The sequence below is a fragment of the Tahibacter amnicola genome, from assembly GCF_025398735.1.
GTDB lineage: Bacteria > Pseudomonadota > Gammaproteobacteria > Xanthomonadales > Rhodanobacteraceae > Tahibacter > Tahibacter amnicola.
This window is the reverse complement of record NZ_CP104694.1, coordinates 2,272,570-2,286,902: the sequence shown is the minus strand read 5'-3', so window position 1 is coordinate 2,286,902 and position 14,333 is coordinate 2,272,570. Positions and strand designations below refer to the sequence as shown.

General features: G+C 66.3%; 17 protein-coding genes and 1 pseudogene. 9 read left to right on the top strand and 9 right to left on the bottom strand.

Annotated elements, in window-relative coordinates; genetic code table 11:
• Positions 1-49 precede the first annotated feature (49 nt).
• Complete coding sequence (locus tag N4264_RS09725; RefSeq protein ID WP_261696836.1) at positions 50-229, top strand: hypothetical protein; 180 nt, start codon at positions 50-52, stop codon at positions 227-229.
• Positions 230-250: 21 nt separating this feature from the next.
• Here the strand turns inward: N4264_RS09725 and N4264_RS09720 are convergent, their stop codons facing one another.
• Positions 251-565: a DUF3247 family protein gene (locus N4264_RS09720; protein WP_261696835.1), complete on the bottom strand. Its 315-nt coding sequence runs from the start codon at positions 563-565 to the stop codon at positions 251-253.
• Positions 566-767: 202 nt separating this feature from the next.
• On the opposite strand from N4264_RS09720, the gene N4264_RS09715 reads away from it, so the two are divergent.
• The 5 genes and pseudogenes from N4264_RS09715 to ispA all read left to right on the top strand — a co-directional run bounded on the left by N4264_RS09715 (position 768) and on the right by ispA (position 4,361).
• Positions 768-1,727 carry an acetyl-CoA carboxylase carboxyltransferase subunit alpha gene (locus N4264_RS09715; RefSeq protein ID WP_261696834.1) on the top strand — a complete coding sequence of 320 codons (960 nt, stop codon included), beginning with the start codon at positions 768-770 and terminating at the stop codon, positions 1,725-1,727.
• A gap of 104 nt (positions 1,728-1,831) precedes the next feature.
• Positions 1,832-2,328, top strand: a pseudogene (tilS, locus tag N4264_RS09710) (tRNA lysidine(34) synthetase TilS); the annotation flags it as partial.
• Positions 2,329-2,508: 180 nt separating this feature from the next.
• Positions 2,509-3,156 carry a tRNA lysidine(34) synthetase TilS gene (gene tilS, locus N4264_RS09705; RefSeq protein WP_425508341.1) on the top strand — a complete coding sequence of 216 codons (648 nt, stop codon included), beginning with the start codon at positions 2,509-2,511 and terminating at the stop codon, positions 3,154-3,156.
• Between the two features lie 10 nt (positions 3,157-3,166).
• Complete coding sequence (locus tag N4264_RS09700) at positions 3,167-3,421, top strand: exodeoxyribonuclease VII small subunit (RefSeq protein WP_261696832.1); 255 nt, start codon at positions 3,167-3,169, stop codon at positions 3,419-3,421.
• Positions 3,422-3,476: 55 nt separating this feature from the next.
• The gene (gene ispA / locus N4264_RS09695; RefSeq protein ID WP_425508340.1) at positions 3,477-4,361 is read left to right on the top strand and encodes a (2E,6E)-farnesyl diphosphate synthase; all 885 of its coding nucleotides are present in this window, start codon (positions 3,477-3,479) and stop codon (positions 4,359-4,361) included.
• A 91-nt stretch (positions 4,362-4,452) separates the two neighbouring features.
• On the opposite strand, the gene N4264_RS09690 is transcribed toward ispA, so the two are convergent.
• The 7 genes from N4264_RS09690 to N4264_RS09660 all read right to left on the bottom strand — a co-directional run bounded on the left by N4264_RS09690 (position 4,453) and on the right by N4264_RS09660 (position 11,380).
• Positions 4,453-4,785 (bottom strand): DUF4870 domain-containing protein, encoded by a 333-nt coding sequence (locus N4264_RS09690; protein ID WP_425508339.1) that lies wholly within the window; start codon positions 4,783-4,785, stop codon positions 4,453-4,455.
• A gap of 393 nt (positions 4,786-5,178) precedes the next feature.
• Positions 5,179-5,532 (bottom strand): hypothetical protein, encoded by a 354-nt coding sequence (locus tag N4264_RS09685; RefSeq protein ID WP_261696830.1) that lies wholly within the window; start codon positions 5,530-5,532, stop codon positions 5,179-5,181.
• 132 nt (positions 5,533-5,664) lie between these two features.
• Positions 5,665-7,068, bottom strand: coding sequence for a glutamate--tRNA ligase (gene gltX, locus N4264_RS09680; protein ID WP_261696829.1), 1,404 nt, complete (start codon positions 7,066-7,068; stop codon positions 5,665-5,667).
• 92 nt (positions 7,069-7,160) lie between these two features.
• On the bottom strand, positions 7,161-7,811 hold the full coding sequence (locus tag N4264_RS09675; RefSeq protein WP_261696828.1) for a class I SAM-dependent methyltransferase: 651 nt from the start codon (positions 7,809-7,811) through the stop codon (positions 7,161-7,163).
• 366 nt (positions 7,812-8,177) lie between these two features.
• A complete protein-coding gene (locus tag N4264_RS09670) occupies positions 8,178-8,624 on the bottom strand; it encodes a hypothetical protein (protein WP_261696827.1) in 447 nt (148 codons plus the stop codon).
• 79 nt (positions 8,625-8,703) lie between these two features.
• Positions 8,704-10,830 (bottom strand): bifunctional 23S rRNA (guanine(2069)-N(7))-methyltransferase RlmK/23S rRNA (guanine(2445)-N(2))-methyltransferase RlmL, encoded by a 2,127-nt coding sequence (gene rlmKL / locus N4264_RS09665; protein WP_261696826.1) that lies wholly within the window; start codon positions 10,828-10,830, stop codon positions 8,704-8,706.
• 1 nt (position 10,831) lies between these two features.
• On the bottom strand, positions 10,832-11,380 hold the full coding sequence (locus N4264_RS09660) for an alpha/beta hydrolase (protein WP_261696825.1): 549 nt from the start codon (positions 11,378-11,380) through the stop codon (positions 10,832-10,834).
• A gap of 224 nt (positions 11,381-11,604) precedes the next feature.
• Here N4264_RS09660 and N4264_RS09655 point away from each other — a divergent pair, with 224 nt between their 5' ends.
• Entirely contained in the window at positions 11,605-12,180 is a 576-nt protein-coding gene (locus N4264_RS09655) for an N-acetylmuramoyl-L-alanine amidase (RefSeq protein ID WP_261696824.1), read from the top strand.
• Positions 12,177-12,665 carry a C40 family peptidase gene (locus N4264_RS09650; protein WP_261696823.1) on the top strand — a complete coding sequence of 163 codons (489 nt, stop codon included), beginning with the start codon at positions 12,177-12,179 and terminating at the stop codon, positions 12,663-12,665. The genes N4264_RS09655 and N4264_RS09650 overlap by 4 nt, the downstream gene beginning before the upstream one ends.
• Positions 12,666-12,677: 12 nt before the next feature.
• Here N4264_RS09650 and N4264_RS09645 read toward each other — a convergent pair whose 3' ends face one another.
• The gene (locus tag N4264_RS09645) at positions 12,678-13,277 is read right to left on the bottom strand and encodes a TetR/AcrR family transcriptional regulator (RefSeq protein WP_261696822.1); all 600 of its coding nucleotides are present in this window, start codon (positions 13,275-13,277) and stop codon (positions 12,678-12,680) included.
• Between the two features lie 100 nt (positions 13,278-13,377).
• Between N4264_RS09645 and N4264_RS09640 the strand changes: the two genes are divergently transcribed.
• Positions 13,378-14,229, top strand: a complete 852-nt coding sequence (locus tag N4264_RS09640) for a sterol desaturase family protein (RefSeq protein WP_261696821.1) — start codon at positions 13,378-13,380, stop codon at positions 14,227-14,229.
• The last annotated feature ends 104 nt before the right edge of the window (positions 14,230-14,333 follow it).

Sequence of the window (14,333 nt, the reverse complement as noted above, 5' to 3'; positions counted from 1 at the left end):
CCGCCTTTCAGCGTTCTGACAAGGCGAGTCACTACCCGTAGACTGGACTATGATCCCGCACCACCTGCCGGACACCGACGGCCCCACGCGCATCTATCGCGCAGCGCTCACCATCATGGGCGGACTGATCCCGCTCGTCGCAGGCTTCGTCATCGCATCGGACCTGCGCAATCCCGAATACCGCAGCGCCGGCTCGCAGGGTGTGGAGATCGCTGCTCCGCACCGCTGAAGAGGGACCTGCATCTGTCTCTCAGTGCGAAAGCTCGCTGACCTGCGGATGGATCAGCGGCTCCACACGCGTGATGGTGTCGAGCCAGATGTCGCAGATGCCATCCAGGGTGGCACCGCCGGCCCGCTCCAGGCGCAACAAAGCATTGCTGCCCTCACGGCCATCGGGCTGCTCAGCCACCTGCAGGATCGGCGGCTCACTGACGATGCCGGTGACGATCCGGCCATCACGACAGGTCACGCGGACGTGCTCTCCGCCCGGCAATTGCTGGATCAGCCCTTCCAGCCAGGCCACGTCCTGGGGGCTGGAATACACGTGATCACAATACTTGGCCATGATGTGCTCCTTTCGGCCGCAGTTCCGCCCGGTTGGCGGCGCTCGCCGGCCGGAGGGGCGGAGAATCCCGCAACCGGCGCGCCGGTGGTGCACCATCGTCGCACTCTCGCCCGTCCAATGCACGGCGCACCGAACCCCCACAGGCTTCGCCTGCGCCCCAAGGCCGGCTAAACTGGCCGCCTTTGTCTGACATCTTGCGCGAATGAATCCCAACTTCCTCGAATTCGAACAGCCGATTGCCGAACTGGAAGCCAAGATCCAGGAACTGCGGCATGCCAGCCACGGCCAGGCGTTCAACATCGAGGAAGAGATCGCCCGCCTCAAGGACAAGCTCAAGCTCAAGACCGCGGAGATCTTCCGCACCTTGAATCCCTGGCAGGTGTCGCAGCTGGCACGCCATCCCTCGCGCCCTTATACGCTCGACTACCTCGCGGCTATCTGCGACGAATTCCACGAGCTCGCCGGCGACCGGGCCTTTGCGGACGACGCCGCCATCGTGGGCGGGGTCGCACGCATCGAGGGACGGCCGGTGATGGTGATCGGCCACCAGAAAGGCCGCGATACCAAGACCAAGATCCGGCGCAATTTCGGCATGCCGCGGCCGGAGGGCTATCGCAAGGCGCTGCGTCTGATGAAGATGGCCGAGCGCTTTCGCCTGCCCTTGCTGACCTTCATCGATACCGCCGGCGCCTATCCCGGCGTCGGTGCCGAAGAGCGTGGCCAGTCCGAGGCCATCGCCCGCAATCTGCTGGAAATGTCCGCATTGCGCATTCCCGTCATCTGCTCGGTGATCGGCGAAGGCGGTTCAGGCGGCGCACTGGCCATCGGTGTCGGCGATCGCACACTGATGCTTGAGTACAGCACCTATTCGGTCATCACGCCGGAAGGCTGCGCATCGATTTTGTGGAAAAGTGCTGAAAAGGCAAAAGACGCCGCCGAAGCGCTGGGCCTGACGGCGCCGCGACTGATGGAACTGGGGCTGATCGACCAGATCATTCCCGAACCACTGGGCGGGGCGCATCGCGATCCACAGGCCATGGCCGAGAAACTCAAATCGGTGCTGCTGGGCCAGCTCGACATGCTCGAACGCATCGACATTCCCACGTTGCTGGAGCAGCGCTACCAGCGCTACCGTCGCTACGGCACGTATCGCGGAGGCTGACGCAACACCGGAGCGGCCGGCGCCAGAGGCCGGCCGCCTGACGACCGCAAGGCGGGGAGCCTGCCGTGAAGCCAACGGACCTAACCAGCACGCTCGCGGCCAGCATGGATGCGCTGCCATCTGGCCCGGTGGTCGTTGCGCTGAGCGGCGGCATGGATTCCACCGTGCTGCTGCACGCGCTGGCCGCGCTGCCCGCGGCGCGCGAACGGGGGTTGTCCGCCATCCATATCGATCATGGCCTGCATCCGCGCAGCGCCGCCTGGGCTGAAACCTGTCGCGACCTCGCTGCCGGACGCGATGTGCCGTTCTCCAGCGTGCGCGTCGCCGTTGTGCTCGACGCCGGCCAGGGCCTGGAGGCCGCCGCGCGCGAGGCCCGCATGGCCGCAATTACGCGGCAGTGTGCGCCCGGTTCCATCATCGCCCTGGCACACCACCGTGACGACCAGACCGAAACCGTGCTGCTGAAACTGGTGCGCGGCGCAGGTGCCGACGGCTTGCGCGGCATGCGCCCCTTCGACCACACGGAAGGCAGTGGCTCTGGCGCCCCCTGCTCGAATGCCCGCGCGATGACCTGCACAGGTACGCGGTGCAGGCCGGCCTGACCTGGATCGACGACCCGAGCAACGCGGAGACGCGCCATGCCCGCAATTTCCTGCGCCACGCGGTGTTGCCACTGCTGCGCGAACGCTGGCCGCAACTGGATACGGCCATCGGCCACAGCGCACGCTGGCTGGGCGCCACGGCGGAGTTCCTCGACCAGGAAGCACGCCGCGCGCTGGCCATGATCCAGGGCCTGGACCCGGCAACACTGCAGTGGCAGGCGTGGATCGGGCTTCCCGACGCCTTGCGCGGGCCCGTGCTGCGGGAGTGGTTGCGGGGTCTTGCACTGGCGCCGCCGGAACATTTCCATATCGACCAGCTGCACCGGCAGCTCACGTGCTCCCAGGAAACCAAGCTATTGCAGGTGAGCTGGCACGGCGCCGAAGTGCGACGGTATCGCACGCTGCTCTATGCAATGGCCCCCACACCGGCCCCGCCGCCGGATTGGCAATTCAGCTGGCACGGACATCCGCTCGAATTGCCACCCGGCAGTGGCACTCTGGCGTTGCGTGATGCGAAGGATGGCAGTGTCACCCTCCAGGAACCGCTGACCGTGCGACTGCGCAACGGCGGAGAAACCATCAAGCCCGCGGGCGATCGCCACACCCGCGAATTGCGCGACCTGTGGCAGGGCGCCGGTGTCCCGCCGTGGCAGCGTGGGCGGATGCCACTGGTCTACCGGGGAAACACCCTGGCAGCCGTGGGCGACCTGTGGCAGACGGATTCCTTCCGCGACTGGCTCGACGCCCAGGGCGCCCGCCTGGTCTGGACCTTGCCGCCATCACACGGCGACACTTTTTCAATTGACCGCCATTTGGGCCTGCGCTAGCTTTCGCGCCATGTCGAATACCACCGCCCAGCCGCAGAACCAGATTGCCGATTTCGAGAAGTCGCTCGACGAACTCGAACAGCTGGTTTCCCGAATGGAGCAGGGCGAACTCAGCCTCGACGATTCGCTCAAATCGTTCGAACGCGGCGTGACCCTGTATCGCCACTGCCAGTCCGCACTGGAACAGGCCGAACTTCGCGTCAAGCTGCTGATGGATCCGCAGGATCCGAACAGCGCTGTCCCCTTCCCTCCCGAAACACCCTGAACTTATGTCCCTTCCGGATAGCGGCTGCGCAGCACGGAATCCTGCGCCGGCCGACCTGCCATCGTCCCTGCTCGCCCACTCGGCGCGCGCCGAGACCTGCCTTTCGCAGCAGCTGCCTCCGGAAGAACAGCCCCCGACGCCGCTGCACCGTGCCATGCGCTACGCCGTCCTGGGCGGCGGCAAGCGGCTGCGGCCGATGCTGGTCTACGCTGTTGGCCTGGCGCTGGGTGCGCGTTACGAGGCGCTGGACGCCGCCGCGGCGGCGGTCGAGATCATCCACGCCTATTCGCTGGTTCACGACGACCTGCCCGCGATGGACGACGACGCCCTTCGCCGTGGACAACCCACCTGCCATATCGTTTTCGGCGAAGCCATGGCAATCCTCGCAGGGGACGCTCTCCAGGCACTGGCCTTCGAAGTGCTGGCGGCAGACCCGCACCTGCCGGTGGACGCCCGGACCCGCGTGGAGATGCTGCGCACACTCGGCGCCGCCTGCGGATCGCACGGCATGGCCGGTGGACAGGCCTTTGACCTGGCCGCCGTCGGTACCCGACTGAGCGCCGCCGACCTGGAACGCATGCATGTGCACAAGACAGGCGCTCTGATCCGCGCGTCGGTCCGCCTCGGCGCCCTGGCTTCGGGCTGCACGGACGAACGTCTCGTGGCACGCCTGGAACGCTACGGCCACTGCATCGGTCTGGCGTTCCAGATCCGCGACGACATTCTGGATATCGAGGGCGAGAGCCACGTCATCGGCAAGACAGCCGGCAAGGATGCCGCCAATGACAAGCCCACGTATCCGGCCATCCTGGGGCTGGAAGAATCCCGTCGCCTGCTGGCCACACTGACCGCCGAAGCGATCGACCAGCTGCAGGATCTCGGAGAAGCGGGCGCCGACCTGGCCAGCCTTGCTCACTTCGTGGCGGAACGCAGCAACTGACGGTTCCGTCGCAGGGCAAAACGTGTTGCACCGCAACGGGGCGACGCAAGAAAACCGCGCTGGCCCGTCGCCGGGCCAGCGCGCAGACACATTACTTGATCAGGCGCAGCGTCAGCGGGTAGCGATAGGCGACGCCTTCGTTCGCCTTGATCGTGGCGATGATGGTGAACACCAGCCAGGCGATGCCCGCGCAGATGCCGACCGGCAACGCCAACAACGCACCCAGGCCGAAGGTGATGATGGTCAGCACGACCAGCGCAACACCGAGCAGGCCGACGGTGATATTGAAGTTCAAGGCTTCCTTGCCCTGGTCATCGACGAAGGGCATCGATTCCTTCTTGACCAGCCAGATCACCAGCGGTCCGATGAAGTTGCCCAGGCCACCTGTCACAAGCCCCAGCAACGCGGACAAGTGCGCAAACATGGCCCACTGGCGCTCTTCAGCGCTCGGCGCACCAGCTGCCGGCGGCGGGGTCGGCGGCATCATGCCCGGGCCGTTCTCATTTGCACTCATAGCAACCTCCGTCTGGGGTGATGCGACCAAGATCGTTCCGGGCGTTCACGCTGTCAAGCCTCGTCAGTTGGGTATAGGTGGGACATTGTAAAGACTGCGATCGCCACCATCGGTCGTCCATTCCGCACCCGCGCCGTGACGCATTCCACGGTTGGGCAGAAGCGGGGGCGTTCCAGCGAACAGGAATGCAGGTGGCCAGGATAGCGGAGCCGGCGCAGACAGTTCCCGCAACGCCGCAACTGCGGCGCTTGCCCCGTCGGATAAAGATGGACCTTTTGGCGATGTAGGCAGCACGTGCGCCGCTCAGCGGCGCACGCGGGGCGCCGGCATGACCGGCGGCAACGCCTCGCCGCACTGCTTGCACACGGTCGCGCGGTGTGAATTGCGCGCACCGCACCCCAGACAGTCGCGCGTGGCGGCCGGCATGGCGAGGGAGACCACCCAGCCGATCGGCCCAAGGGCCAGCGCGAGGGAAAGATCGCGCCAGAAATGACCGCGCCACCAGCCGATCAGGGCACCCACGACGGCGAAGAGCACGCTGACCCAGGTCAGCAGCCACCAGTCGACCAGCCCCATGATGCGGACGAAGATCTCCCAGGTCGCCGCGGGATCGCTCGGGTCTATCCCTTCGAGCACCTTTTCGATCAATGAATCCATGGGCCGCCGGCACCGGTCAGTGAGATGCCCGGGACGGGCATCGCGGCATGATGGCGCGATGCCCGGGCGACGACCACGGGGAGCCGCTGCACGGCAGGCGGCCCGGCCGCTGGCAGCGGCGGGCCGGCCGGATCACGCGCCGATCCGCTTCAGGGCGTCTTCGATCCGGGCGATCGCGCGCGCCTGGCCAGTCAGGAAGACGGTGTGGTCGATCGACGGGGATACCTGGGTGCCCGTCATCGCCACACGCAGCGGCTGGGCCACCTTGCCCATGCCTTCGCCGATGGATGCGGCTGCCGATTCGATGGCCTTGTGGATGTCCTCGACCTTCCACTGCGACAGCTTTGCCAGCTCGCCGTGGACTGCCTTGAGCGCCGGAGCTGCCGTCGGCGTGGTCAGGTGCTTGGTCACCGCCGCTTCGTCCCACTGGATGATCGGCTGGTACCACATGGCGGCCTTCTCGGCCATTTCCTTGAGCGTGCGTGCACGGTCGCGCAGAGCGACGATGACGTCGGCCGGATTCGGACCGGACGCCAGGTCGTAGCCGGCGGCGTCCAGGTGCCACTGCAGGTGTGGCACCAGCGAGTCCGGGTCGTCGTTCTTGAGGTACTGCTGGTTGAGCCAGCCGAGCTTTTCGAGGTCGAAGCGCGCGGCCGAATGGTTGACGTCAGCCACGTCGAACAGGCGGATCATCTCCTCGCGCGAGAAGATCTCCTGGTCGCCGTGCGACCAGCCCAGTCGCACCAGATAGTTGAGCAGCGCGTGCGGCAGGAATCCGTCGTCGCGATACTGCATCACGCTGACCGCGCCATGGCGCTTGGACAGCTTCTGGCCGTCGGCACCGAGGATCATCGGCAGGTGCGCAAAATGCGGCACCGTGGCATTGAGCGCGGCGTAGATGTTGATCTGCCGCGGCGTGTTGTTGACGTGGTCATCGCCGCGGATCACATCGGTGATCTTCATGTCGATGTCGTCGACGACCACGGCGAAGTTATAGGTCGGAAAACCGTCCGAGCGGAAGATCACCAGGTCATCGAGTTCCTCGTTGCTCCACTCGATGCGGCCCTTCACCTTGTCGTGGAACACCACCGAACCGCCGGCCGGATTCTTGAAACGGATCACCCGGTTGGGATCGTCGCGCAGCGGCTCGTTACGGTCGCGATAGGCGCCGTTGTAGCGCGGCTTCACGCCCGCTTCCATCTGCCGGGCGCGCATGGCCTCCAGCTCGTCCTTGGTCTCGTACGCGTAGTAAGCCTTCCCCGCACGGATCAGCTCTTCCGCCACCTGGCGGTACCGCTCCATGCGCAGGGTCTGGTAGTACGGGCCTTCATCGTGGCCCAGCTGGAGCCACTGCATGCCGTCGAGAATGGCCTGCACCGCCGCTTCGGTGGAGCGCTCGCGATCGGTGTCTTCGATACGGAGAATGAATTCGCCGCCGCGATGGCGGGCTTCCAGCCAGCAATAGAGCGCGGTGCGCGCGCCACCGATATGCAGATAGCCGGTCGGGCTGGGAGCGAAGCGGGTACGGACAGTCATTTCGGCTCAGGCGAAATCAAAAGGGCGGTAATGGTAGCAAACCACACCGCCCTCGCCTGCGCGCCGGCCAACGCCGGCATGCTCTCGCTGACTTACTTCGCGCGTACCGGATGGATGGGCTTGGATCGCGTGCGCGTATAGACGAAAACAGACGCCGGCGGGATGTTCCACAGCGCAAAGCCGCCGCGTCGCACCGTCAGGCCGAGGGCGTCCAGTGTCTCACGCGGCACCGGGCTGACCGGACCGTAGGTGAACTGGATATAGCGCCCGTCCGGCGGCAACACGCTGAACGCGGCTTCCAGGATCTCCCGCTGGAGCGTCTTGGGCATCGACAGCAGCCCCAGGCCGCTGACGACGGCATCGACCGTACCCTCGGGAATGAAACGGCGCTCCTCGGCCAGCTCGCGCAGCTTGCGTGCATCGCCGCAGACGACGGCAACCTCGGGGAACCGCTCCTGCAAAAACTTGTGCAGCTCTTCGTTGAGCTCTAGCACCATCAGGTGGTCCGGCGCGATGCCATGTTCGAGCATCGCCTGCGTGAACACGCCGGTCCCGCCCCCCAGTTCAATCACCCGCCGCGCATCGGCCGGCAGCTCCCGCACCATCAGGCGTGCCAGCTGGCGACTCGAGGGCGACAAGGCCGCCACCGACAACGGATTCTTGAGCCACTGGCGGAAGAACGTGAGGGCCGCGGATGACCCGCGACCTTCCGTCGCACGGGCCGATTTAGCGCGCTGCTGCATGCGATATACCGTCAAAAACGGCGCCCTTTGTACCACGAGCGCACCGTCTTACGCGACGGCCGGAAGGCACGGCCGGCCGCCAAGGGAAATCGGTTTCCTGGGGTGCCATAACATCCTTCGCCGCGCCCCAGGTTCTGTCCGGCCGACCGGCCCGGCCGCCTGCCCTGCGTGCCGGGTTTTCAGCCCCCAGGGATACGCATTTCCCCCGTCACCGTGGGGTTGGCCACGCGCGGTTCCCGGCCGAGGCATACCGCCCGGGTGCAGGACTCCAGACAAGGAAAGCCCCGTCGCCTAAGGGGAAGGCGACGGGGCCTGGTGCTGGCAGCGCCCTAGGGGATGGGGCGGAACCGCCAGCGGGAAGCGCGATCAGCGATCGTAGTCGTAATCGCGATCGTAATAGCGGTCACGGTGGTAGTGGCGATCGCGGTCGTAGTAGTGATCGCGATAGCTGTCGTGGCGGTCGTCGTCGTAGTAGTAGTGGCGGTCGACATAGCGCGTACGCCGCACGACCACCGGGCGTTCATAAACGACGGTGTTGTAGCGCGGGTACGACCGGTGGTGATGGCGGTGCGAATGCCGGTACGGCCCGTAGTAGGTGGCGCCGTAGTAGGGCGAATGCCAGCCCGAGTAGGCGTGGCCGCTCCACCAGCCGCCGCAGTGGCGGCAGTTGCCGTAGGTGACGCCGTAACCCGGCCCACCAATGCTGATGCTGTAGTAATCCCGCGCGAAGGCGGAGGGAGCCATTGCGATGGCGCAGAACGCCACCAGGGCAAGAGCGAGACGACGAAGCGGACTCAACAGACGAAACGACATGGCCTGGACCCTGCGTAAGTGCGGCTCGATGCTGCGACGATCCGGCTGAATCGCGGCTTATCACGCGCCGCCGCTGCGTTCAGGCGTGGCGCAGCTCCCAGGCGCGGTGGATCCTGGCGTCACGCTCGAAATCGAAGGGGATCGTGGCGGCACTGATTTCCCGGATCCGGAACGCCGAAAGCGCCTCTTCATCCAGCTGGAAACGACGGAAATTGTTGGAGAAAATCAGCAGGCCGTCGCGCGAAAGGCGCTTTGCACAGGCGTTGAGCAGGCGCACGTGGTCGCGCTGTACGTCGAAATCGTCCGCCCGCTTGGAATTGGAGAACGTGGGCGGGTCGACGAAGATCAGGTCGTACTGCTCCTGATCGTGCTCCAGGAAGCTCACGGCGTCGGCCTGCACCAGGCGGTGCCGGTTGCCGACGAAGCCGTTGAGCGCCAGGTTGCGCGACGCCCACTCCAGATACGTTGTGGAAAGATCCACACTGGTCGTGCTCGCCGCACCGCCGGCCGCCGCATAGACACTCACTGCGCCGGTGTAGCAGAAGAGATTGAGAAAACGCGTGCCGCGCGCCAGTTCGCGCACTCTCCCGCGCAAGGGGCGATGATCCAGGAACAGGCCGGTATCCAGGTAATCCCACAGGTTCACCAGGAACGAAAGGCCGCCCTCGCTGACTTCAATGAACTCGCCGCGCTGGTCCATGCGGCCGTATTTCTCACCGCCCTTGCCGCGATAGCGCTGCTTGAGCGCGATCCGGTCGCGCGGCACCTGGAGGGTTTCGGCGACGACGCGCACGATTTCGCGCAGGCGCTGCTGCGCCACGTCCGGTGCGATGCTCGCCGGCGCCTGGTACTCCTGGATATGCACGTGCTCGCCGTAGACATCGATGGCTGCCGCGTATTCGGGCAGATCGGCGTCATACAGGCGATAACAGTGGATATCTTCCCTTTCCAGTTTTTTGCGCAAATGCTTCCGATTCTTCTCCAGCCGGTTCTTCAGCATCCGCGCACCAGCGGACAACGGCTTTGGCGTGCGCGGCTCGGCAGGCGCCTGCTCGGCCAGGTCGAAGTTGAGCAGCTGGCATTCGATCGCGCCGTTGTACAGCGCGTAGCGTTTCACGGCGCGCAGGCCGATCGCGCGTCCCAGCTCCGGCTCCGACGTGATGACACTGGCACGCCAGCCGGTGAATTCGCTGGCGAGCCGCTCGCCCAGCGTGCGGTAGGTCGGCACCAGGCGCTCGCGGTCACCCAGGCGCTGGCCATAGGGTGGATTGACGATCACCAGACCGCCCGCATCGCATTCCTGCGGTCGCTTCAGGTGATCGACCGACTGCCGTCCCAGGTGCACGAACCCCGATACGCCGGCGCGCTGGACGTTATGGCGCGCATCATTGAGCGCGGCGGGATCCTGGTCAAAACCGAAGAAGCGCGATGGCAGTGCCGACAGGCCGGCCTGGGCGCGCCGCGCCACTTCCGCTCGCAGTGATTCCCACAGCGTGGAATCGTGACCCCGCCAGCCAAGCAGGCCGTAGTAGTCGCGCTTCCAGCCCGGCGCGACGTCCGCCGCCATCCAGGCGGCCTCCACCAGCAGCGTGCCCGACCCGCACATGGGGTCGACCAGTGAACCACCCGCGGCGTAGATCTCGGGCCAGCCTGCGCGCAGCAGCATGGCTGCGGCGAGGTTCTCCTTCAACGACGCCTTGCCATGCCCGTCGCGCCATCCGCGCTGGTGCAGGGGCGCGCCGGACAGATCCAGCGAGAGCGTGCCGCGTTCACGCCGCAGCAGCAGGTTGAATCGCACCGAGGGGCGTTCCGTGTCGATCGACGGCCGCACGCCGCTTTGCTGGCGGAACTGGTCGACAATGGCGTCCTTGACGCGCTGCACGGCGTAGTGGCTGTGCGTCACGCCGCGTGTCGCGCCGTTGGCATCGATCGCGAACGACGCCTCCGCGGCCATGTGCGCGGAAAAATCCACCGCCGCCACGCCGTCGTACAGGGCCTCGCCACTCGCCGCATCGAATTCGGCCAGCGGCATCAGGATGCGGCTGGCAAGCCGCGACCACAGGCACGCCCGGTACGCCACTTCCAGCGAACCGCTGAAGTGCACGCCGGCAAGCGACTCGCGCGACTCGGCCGCACCCAGCGCCGCGAGTTCGTCACGCAGCAGGTATTCCAGCCCCTTGGGGCAAGTGGCAAACAGTTTGAGCACGTCAGGTTCCACGCTGGGAGGTGGCGGTCGGGTTGCGTTCGACCGCCGCCAGGAAATAGTCGAATTGATGCGCCAGGAACGCCATCTGCGAAGCAAGACGATGCGAATCCGGCACCAGGATCACCGTCGCCTGGCGCGCGCGGGCAAGTCCCGTCACATCGGCGGCCGGACACAGTTCATCGTTCCAGCCATGCACGATGGTCGTCGGCACGTTCGCTGCGTCGAACGGCTGCGCATAGCCATCGATCCGCAGCGGCACCGCCATCAGGAACAAGGCCAGCGGCGGCCGTCGCAACGACGCCAGTCCGCTGACGAACGCACCCATGCTCGAACCCACCAGCAACGTCGGCGCCTCGTCAACGGCAGCGGCAGCGGCAAGGCGTTCCACGCGGGGCGCGATGCACGCGATGAGGCCGCGGGCGTCGAGGTCACGGTAGTCCATGCGGGTGGCCCGCCACCCTCTGCACTCGGCCAGGGCGGCCAGGGCGCTGACCTTGGTGCCGTCCGGCCCGCTCTCCAAGCCATGCGAGAGCACCACGTGGCCTTTCATGCTGACGTCCTTTCGCACCGCGAGGGGCCGCGAATGCTAGCACGGACCGCATTGGCAGGGCGGCCGCCGCCGTGCCAGACTTCGCGACATGGCGCACCTTCAACAGGTACATCGGGGATGCGGGCCGCGGTCCGCGAAGTCATTGCGCCAGGTCCAGAGGTCGTCGAGCACGTGGCTGTCCTGCCCTTGTCTGGAAACACGCCGCCGGAAGCGGGAAATCGCGCATGACGGCCGGCATTCCCTTTAACGACGCCCCCCTGCCGTATGTTGCCCAGCTGGCGCCGCGCGACGCATCCGCCGTCGACCTGATCGTCATCCACTGCACCGAACTGCCGGACCTGGCCGCAGCGCGCGAATACGGTGAACGCGTCCACTACGCGTCCGGCACCGGCAATAGTGGACATTTTTACATCGACCGGGACGGCGCGACCTACCGCTACGTCGATACCCGCCGCGTCGCCCACCACACCCGGGGATACAACGAGCGCGCGATCGGCATCGAACTGGTCAATCGCGGACGCTGGCCCGACTGGCTCGACTCACGCCACCAGCAGATGGACGAACCCTACATGCCGGCGCAGATCCAGGCGCTCATCGCCCTGCTGCGCCACCTGGAGCAGACGCACCCGCAACTGCGCTGGATCGCCGGCCACGAAGACCTCGACACCGGCGTGGTAGCAGCCTCCGACGACCCGGCGCGAACGGTGCGACGCAAACGCGATCCCGGCGAACAGTTCCCATGGCCAGATGTGATCAGCGCCACGCAGCTCAAGCGGCTGGTTCCGGAGCCTGCGCCATGACGCCGGTTCACCGCGCGGCCGGGGCCCTCCTGATGGTTCTTGCAGCCCTACTGGCCACCGGCTGTGGACGGCGCGACACGGTTCACATCGCCGGCCCGCGCGTTCCGGCCAGCCCGAACGACATCCTCTTTCGCGCCATCAGCCTGGTCGGCACGCCCTACCGGTTCGGCGGCAACACACCCGAAGGTGGCTTCGATTGCAGCGGACTGGTCGGCTACGTCTTCAGTGACGTCGCCGGCCTGGCGCTGCCCCACAGCGCCGACGCCATCAGCCGCGTCAGCGCCGAGTCCGTGCGACGCAGCCACCTCGCGCCGGGGGACCTCGTTTTTTTCAAGGACGGCCGCGACGTCAGCCACGTGGGCATCTACGTCGGTGAAGGGCGCTTCGTGCACGCGCCCAGCAGCGGTGGCACCGTTCGGCTCGATCCGCTCGACGGTGACTACTGGAAAGACCACTACTTCGGTGCGCGCCGCCTTCTGAAATAGCCAGGCGCCCCCTTACGCCGGCGCGACGAACCACGGCCGGACCAGGTCCTGGATATGCCGCTCGATCGCCCGCGGCTTGAACTGGCGCACCAGGCAGGCACGCAGTCCCACGCCGTCGATCATGCCCATGAGGATGTCGGCGGCAACGATGGGATCGAGCTGCGCCACCATCCGACCCGCCGACTGCTGCGCCTTGATGGCGTCAATCAGCGCGCGCCGCACGGTGTCGTCGCTCTGGACGAGCGACTCAAACAGCTTCGGATTGCGTAGCGCCTCGGCGAAGACCTCGGTCGTGATGCGGACGTAGTCCGGCTCGCTCGCTTCCTTGAGCATGCGCCGAAGGATGCCCGGCCACAGCTCCAGCGGCGACGAGGATGCGGCGAACTCCGCCAGAAGTGACACCAGTTCGGCGCTGTCACTGTCGGCGAAGCTCACGACGATGGCTTCCTTGTTGGCGAAGTAGCGGTACAGAAGGCCCATGCTCACGCCGGACTCATTGGCGATGTCCTGCATACTGGCCTGGTGGAATCCCTTGCTGCGGAAACAGCGCTCGGCGCCCTCCAGAATCTGCAGGCGGCGCTGCTGATGCAGCTGCGGATCGGCACGACGCATGGCGACCTCAATCGATGAGCACTCGCTCAACATTAGTTGACAGGAGCGAATGACGTCAAATACGCTGAGTGAGCGCTCACTTTATGAATGAAGCACCGGAATGACCACCACCGAAGCGTTCGACCTGGCCGCCCTGGCCCTCACCGGACTGTTTGCCCTGCTGCTGCCGCTGGAACTGTGGCGTTACCATCGCCAGCGCCGCCTGGACGCCGGCGCCTGGAAAGAACTGGGCGCCAGCGCCTCGGCCGTGATTCCGTCGCTGCTGGTGGCCCCACTGGTGGTCGCCTTCATCACGGCGCTTTTCACGATCGCTGCAGCGCTCGCACCCTGGCGCATCCCGGTAAACCTGCCCACCTGCCTGCTCGCCCTGGTCGCCGTTGACTTCCTCTACTACTGGGATCACCGGGTCGCGCATCGTGTCCGCCTCATCTGGGCGGCAGCTCACTCTGTTCACCATAGTTCGCCGCTGTACAACCAGACGGTCGGCCTGCGCGTGTCCTTCGTCGATGGCTTCACCTCACCGTGGTTCTACGTGCCCGCCGTGCTCGCGGGATTCGACCCGGTGGTGGTTGCCAGCGCCTTCGGGCTCATGCTCGGCTACCAGCAATGGCTGCACACGGAAGCCATCGGGCGCCTGCCGCTCCTGGACGGCTGGCTCAACACCCCGTCCAACCATCGCGTCCACCATGGCGTACAGCCGCAGTACATCGACAGGAACTATGGCGGCATCTTCATGCTCTGGGACCGGCTGTTCGGCACCTATGCGCCGGAAGCCGAGCCGGTTCGCTACGGCCTTACCGAACCGATCGGCTCGGCAAACCCGCTGACCGTCCACGGCGCGGAAGCGGCGAAACTCTGGCGCGATCTGCGTGCTGTCCCTGGCTGGCGCGACCGGCTGGCGCTGCTCGTCAACCCTCCGGGCTGGCGTGCCGGCACCTCGACATCCGATTGACGCGCCGTGGGCGCCGCCGCCGAGGCGGCCCATCGTGCGCCGGAATACCGACGCTCGAACGCCTGCCCCGCAGCACTCCCGCCGCGACAGACGGGGCTTTCCGG

Bases quoted from the DNA above. Each gene is read 5' to 3' on its own strand.
- N4264_RS09725 (WP_261696836.1), top strand. From the start codon at position 50: ATGATCCCGCACCACCTGCCGGACACCGACGGCCCCACGCGCATCTAT.
- N4264_RS09720 (WP_261696835.1), bottom strand. From the start codon at position 565: ATGGCCAAGTATTGTGATCACGTGTATTCCAGCCCCCAGGACGTGGCC.
- N4264_RS09715 (WP_261696834.1), top strand. From the start codon at position 768: ATGAATCCCAACTTCCTCGAATTCGAACAGCCGATTGCCGAACTGGAA.
- tilS (WP_425508341.1), top strand. From the start codon at position 2,509: ATGATCCAGGGCCTGGACCCGGCAACACTGCAGTGGCAGGCGTGGATC.
- N4264_RS09700 (WP_261696832.1), top strand. From the start codon at position 3,167: ATGTCGAATACCACCGCCCAGCCGCAGAACCAGATTGCCGATTTCGAG.
- N4264_RS09690 (WP_425508339.1), bottom strand. From the start codon at position 4,785: ATGTTTGCGCACTTGTCCGCGTTGCTGGGGCTTGTGACAGGTGGCCTG.
- N4264_RS09685 (WP_261696830.1), bottom strand. From the start codon at position 5,532: ATGGATTCATTGATCGAAAAGGTGCTCGAAGGGATAGACCCGAGCGAT.
- gltX (WP_261696829.1), bottom strand. From the start codon at position 7,068: ATGACTGTCCGTACCCGCTTCGCTCCCAGCCCGACCGGCTATCTGCAT.
- N4264_RS09675 (WP_261696828.1), bottom strand. From the start codon at position 7,811: ATGCAGCAGCGCGCTAAATCGGCCCGTGCGACGGAAGGTCGCGGGTCA.
- N4264_RS09670 (WP_261696827.1), bottom strand. From the start codon at position 8,624: ATGTCGTTTCGTCTGTTGAGTCCGCTTCGTCGTCTCGCTCTTGCCCTG.
- N4264_RS09660 (WP_261696825.1), bottom strand. From the start codon at position 11,380: ATGAAAGGCCACGTGGTGCTCTCGCATGGCTTGGAGAGCGGGCCGGAC.
- N4264_RS09655 (WP_261696824.1), top strand. From the start codon at position 11,605: ATGACGGCCGGCATTCCCTTTAACGACGCCCCCCTGCCGTATGTTGCC.
- N4264_RS09650 (WP_261696823.1), top strand. From the start codon at position 12,177: ATGACGCCGGTTCACCGCGCGGCCGGGGCCCTCCTGATGGTTCTTGCA.
- N4264_RS09645 (WP_261696822.1), bottom strand. From the start codon at position 13,277: ATGCGTCGTGCCGATCCGCAGCTGCATCAGCAGCGCCGCCTGCAGATT.
- N4264_RS09640 (WP_261696821.1), top strand. From the start codon at position 13,378: ATGACCACCACCGAAGCGTTCGACCTGGCCGCCCTGGCCCTCACCGGA.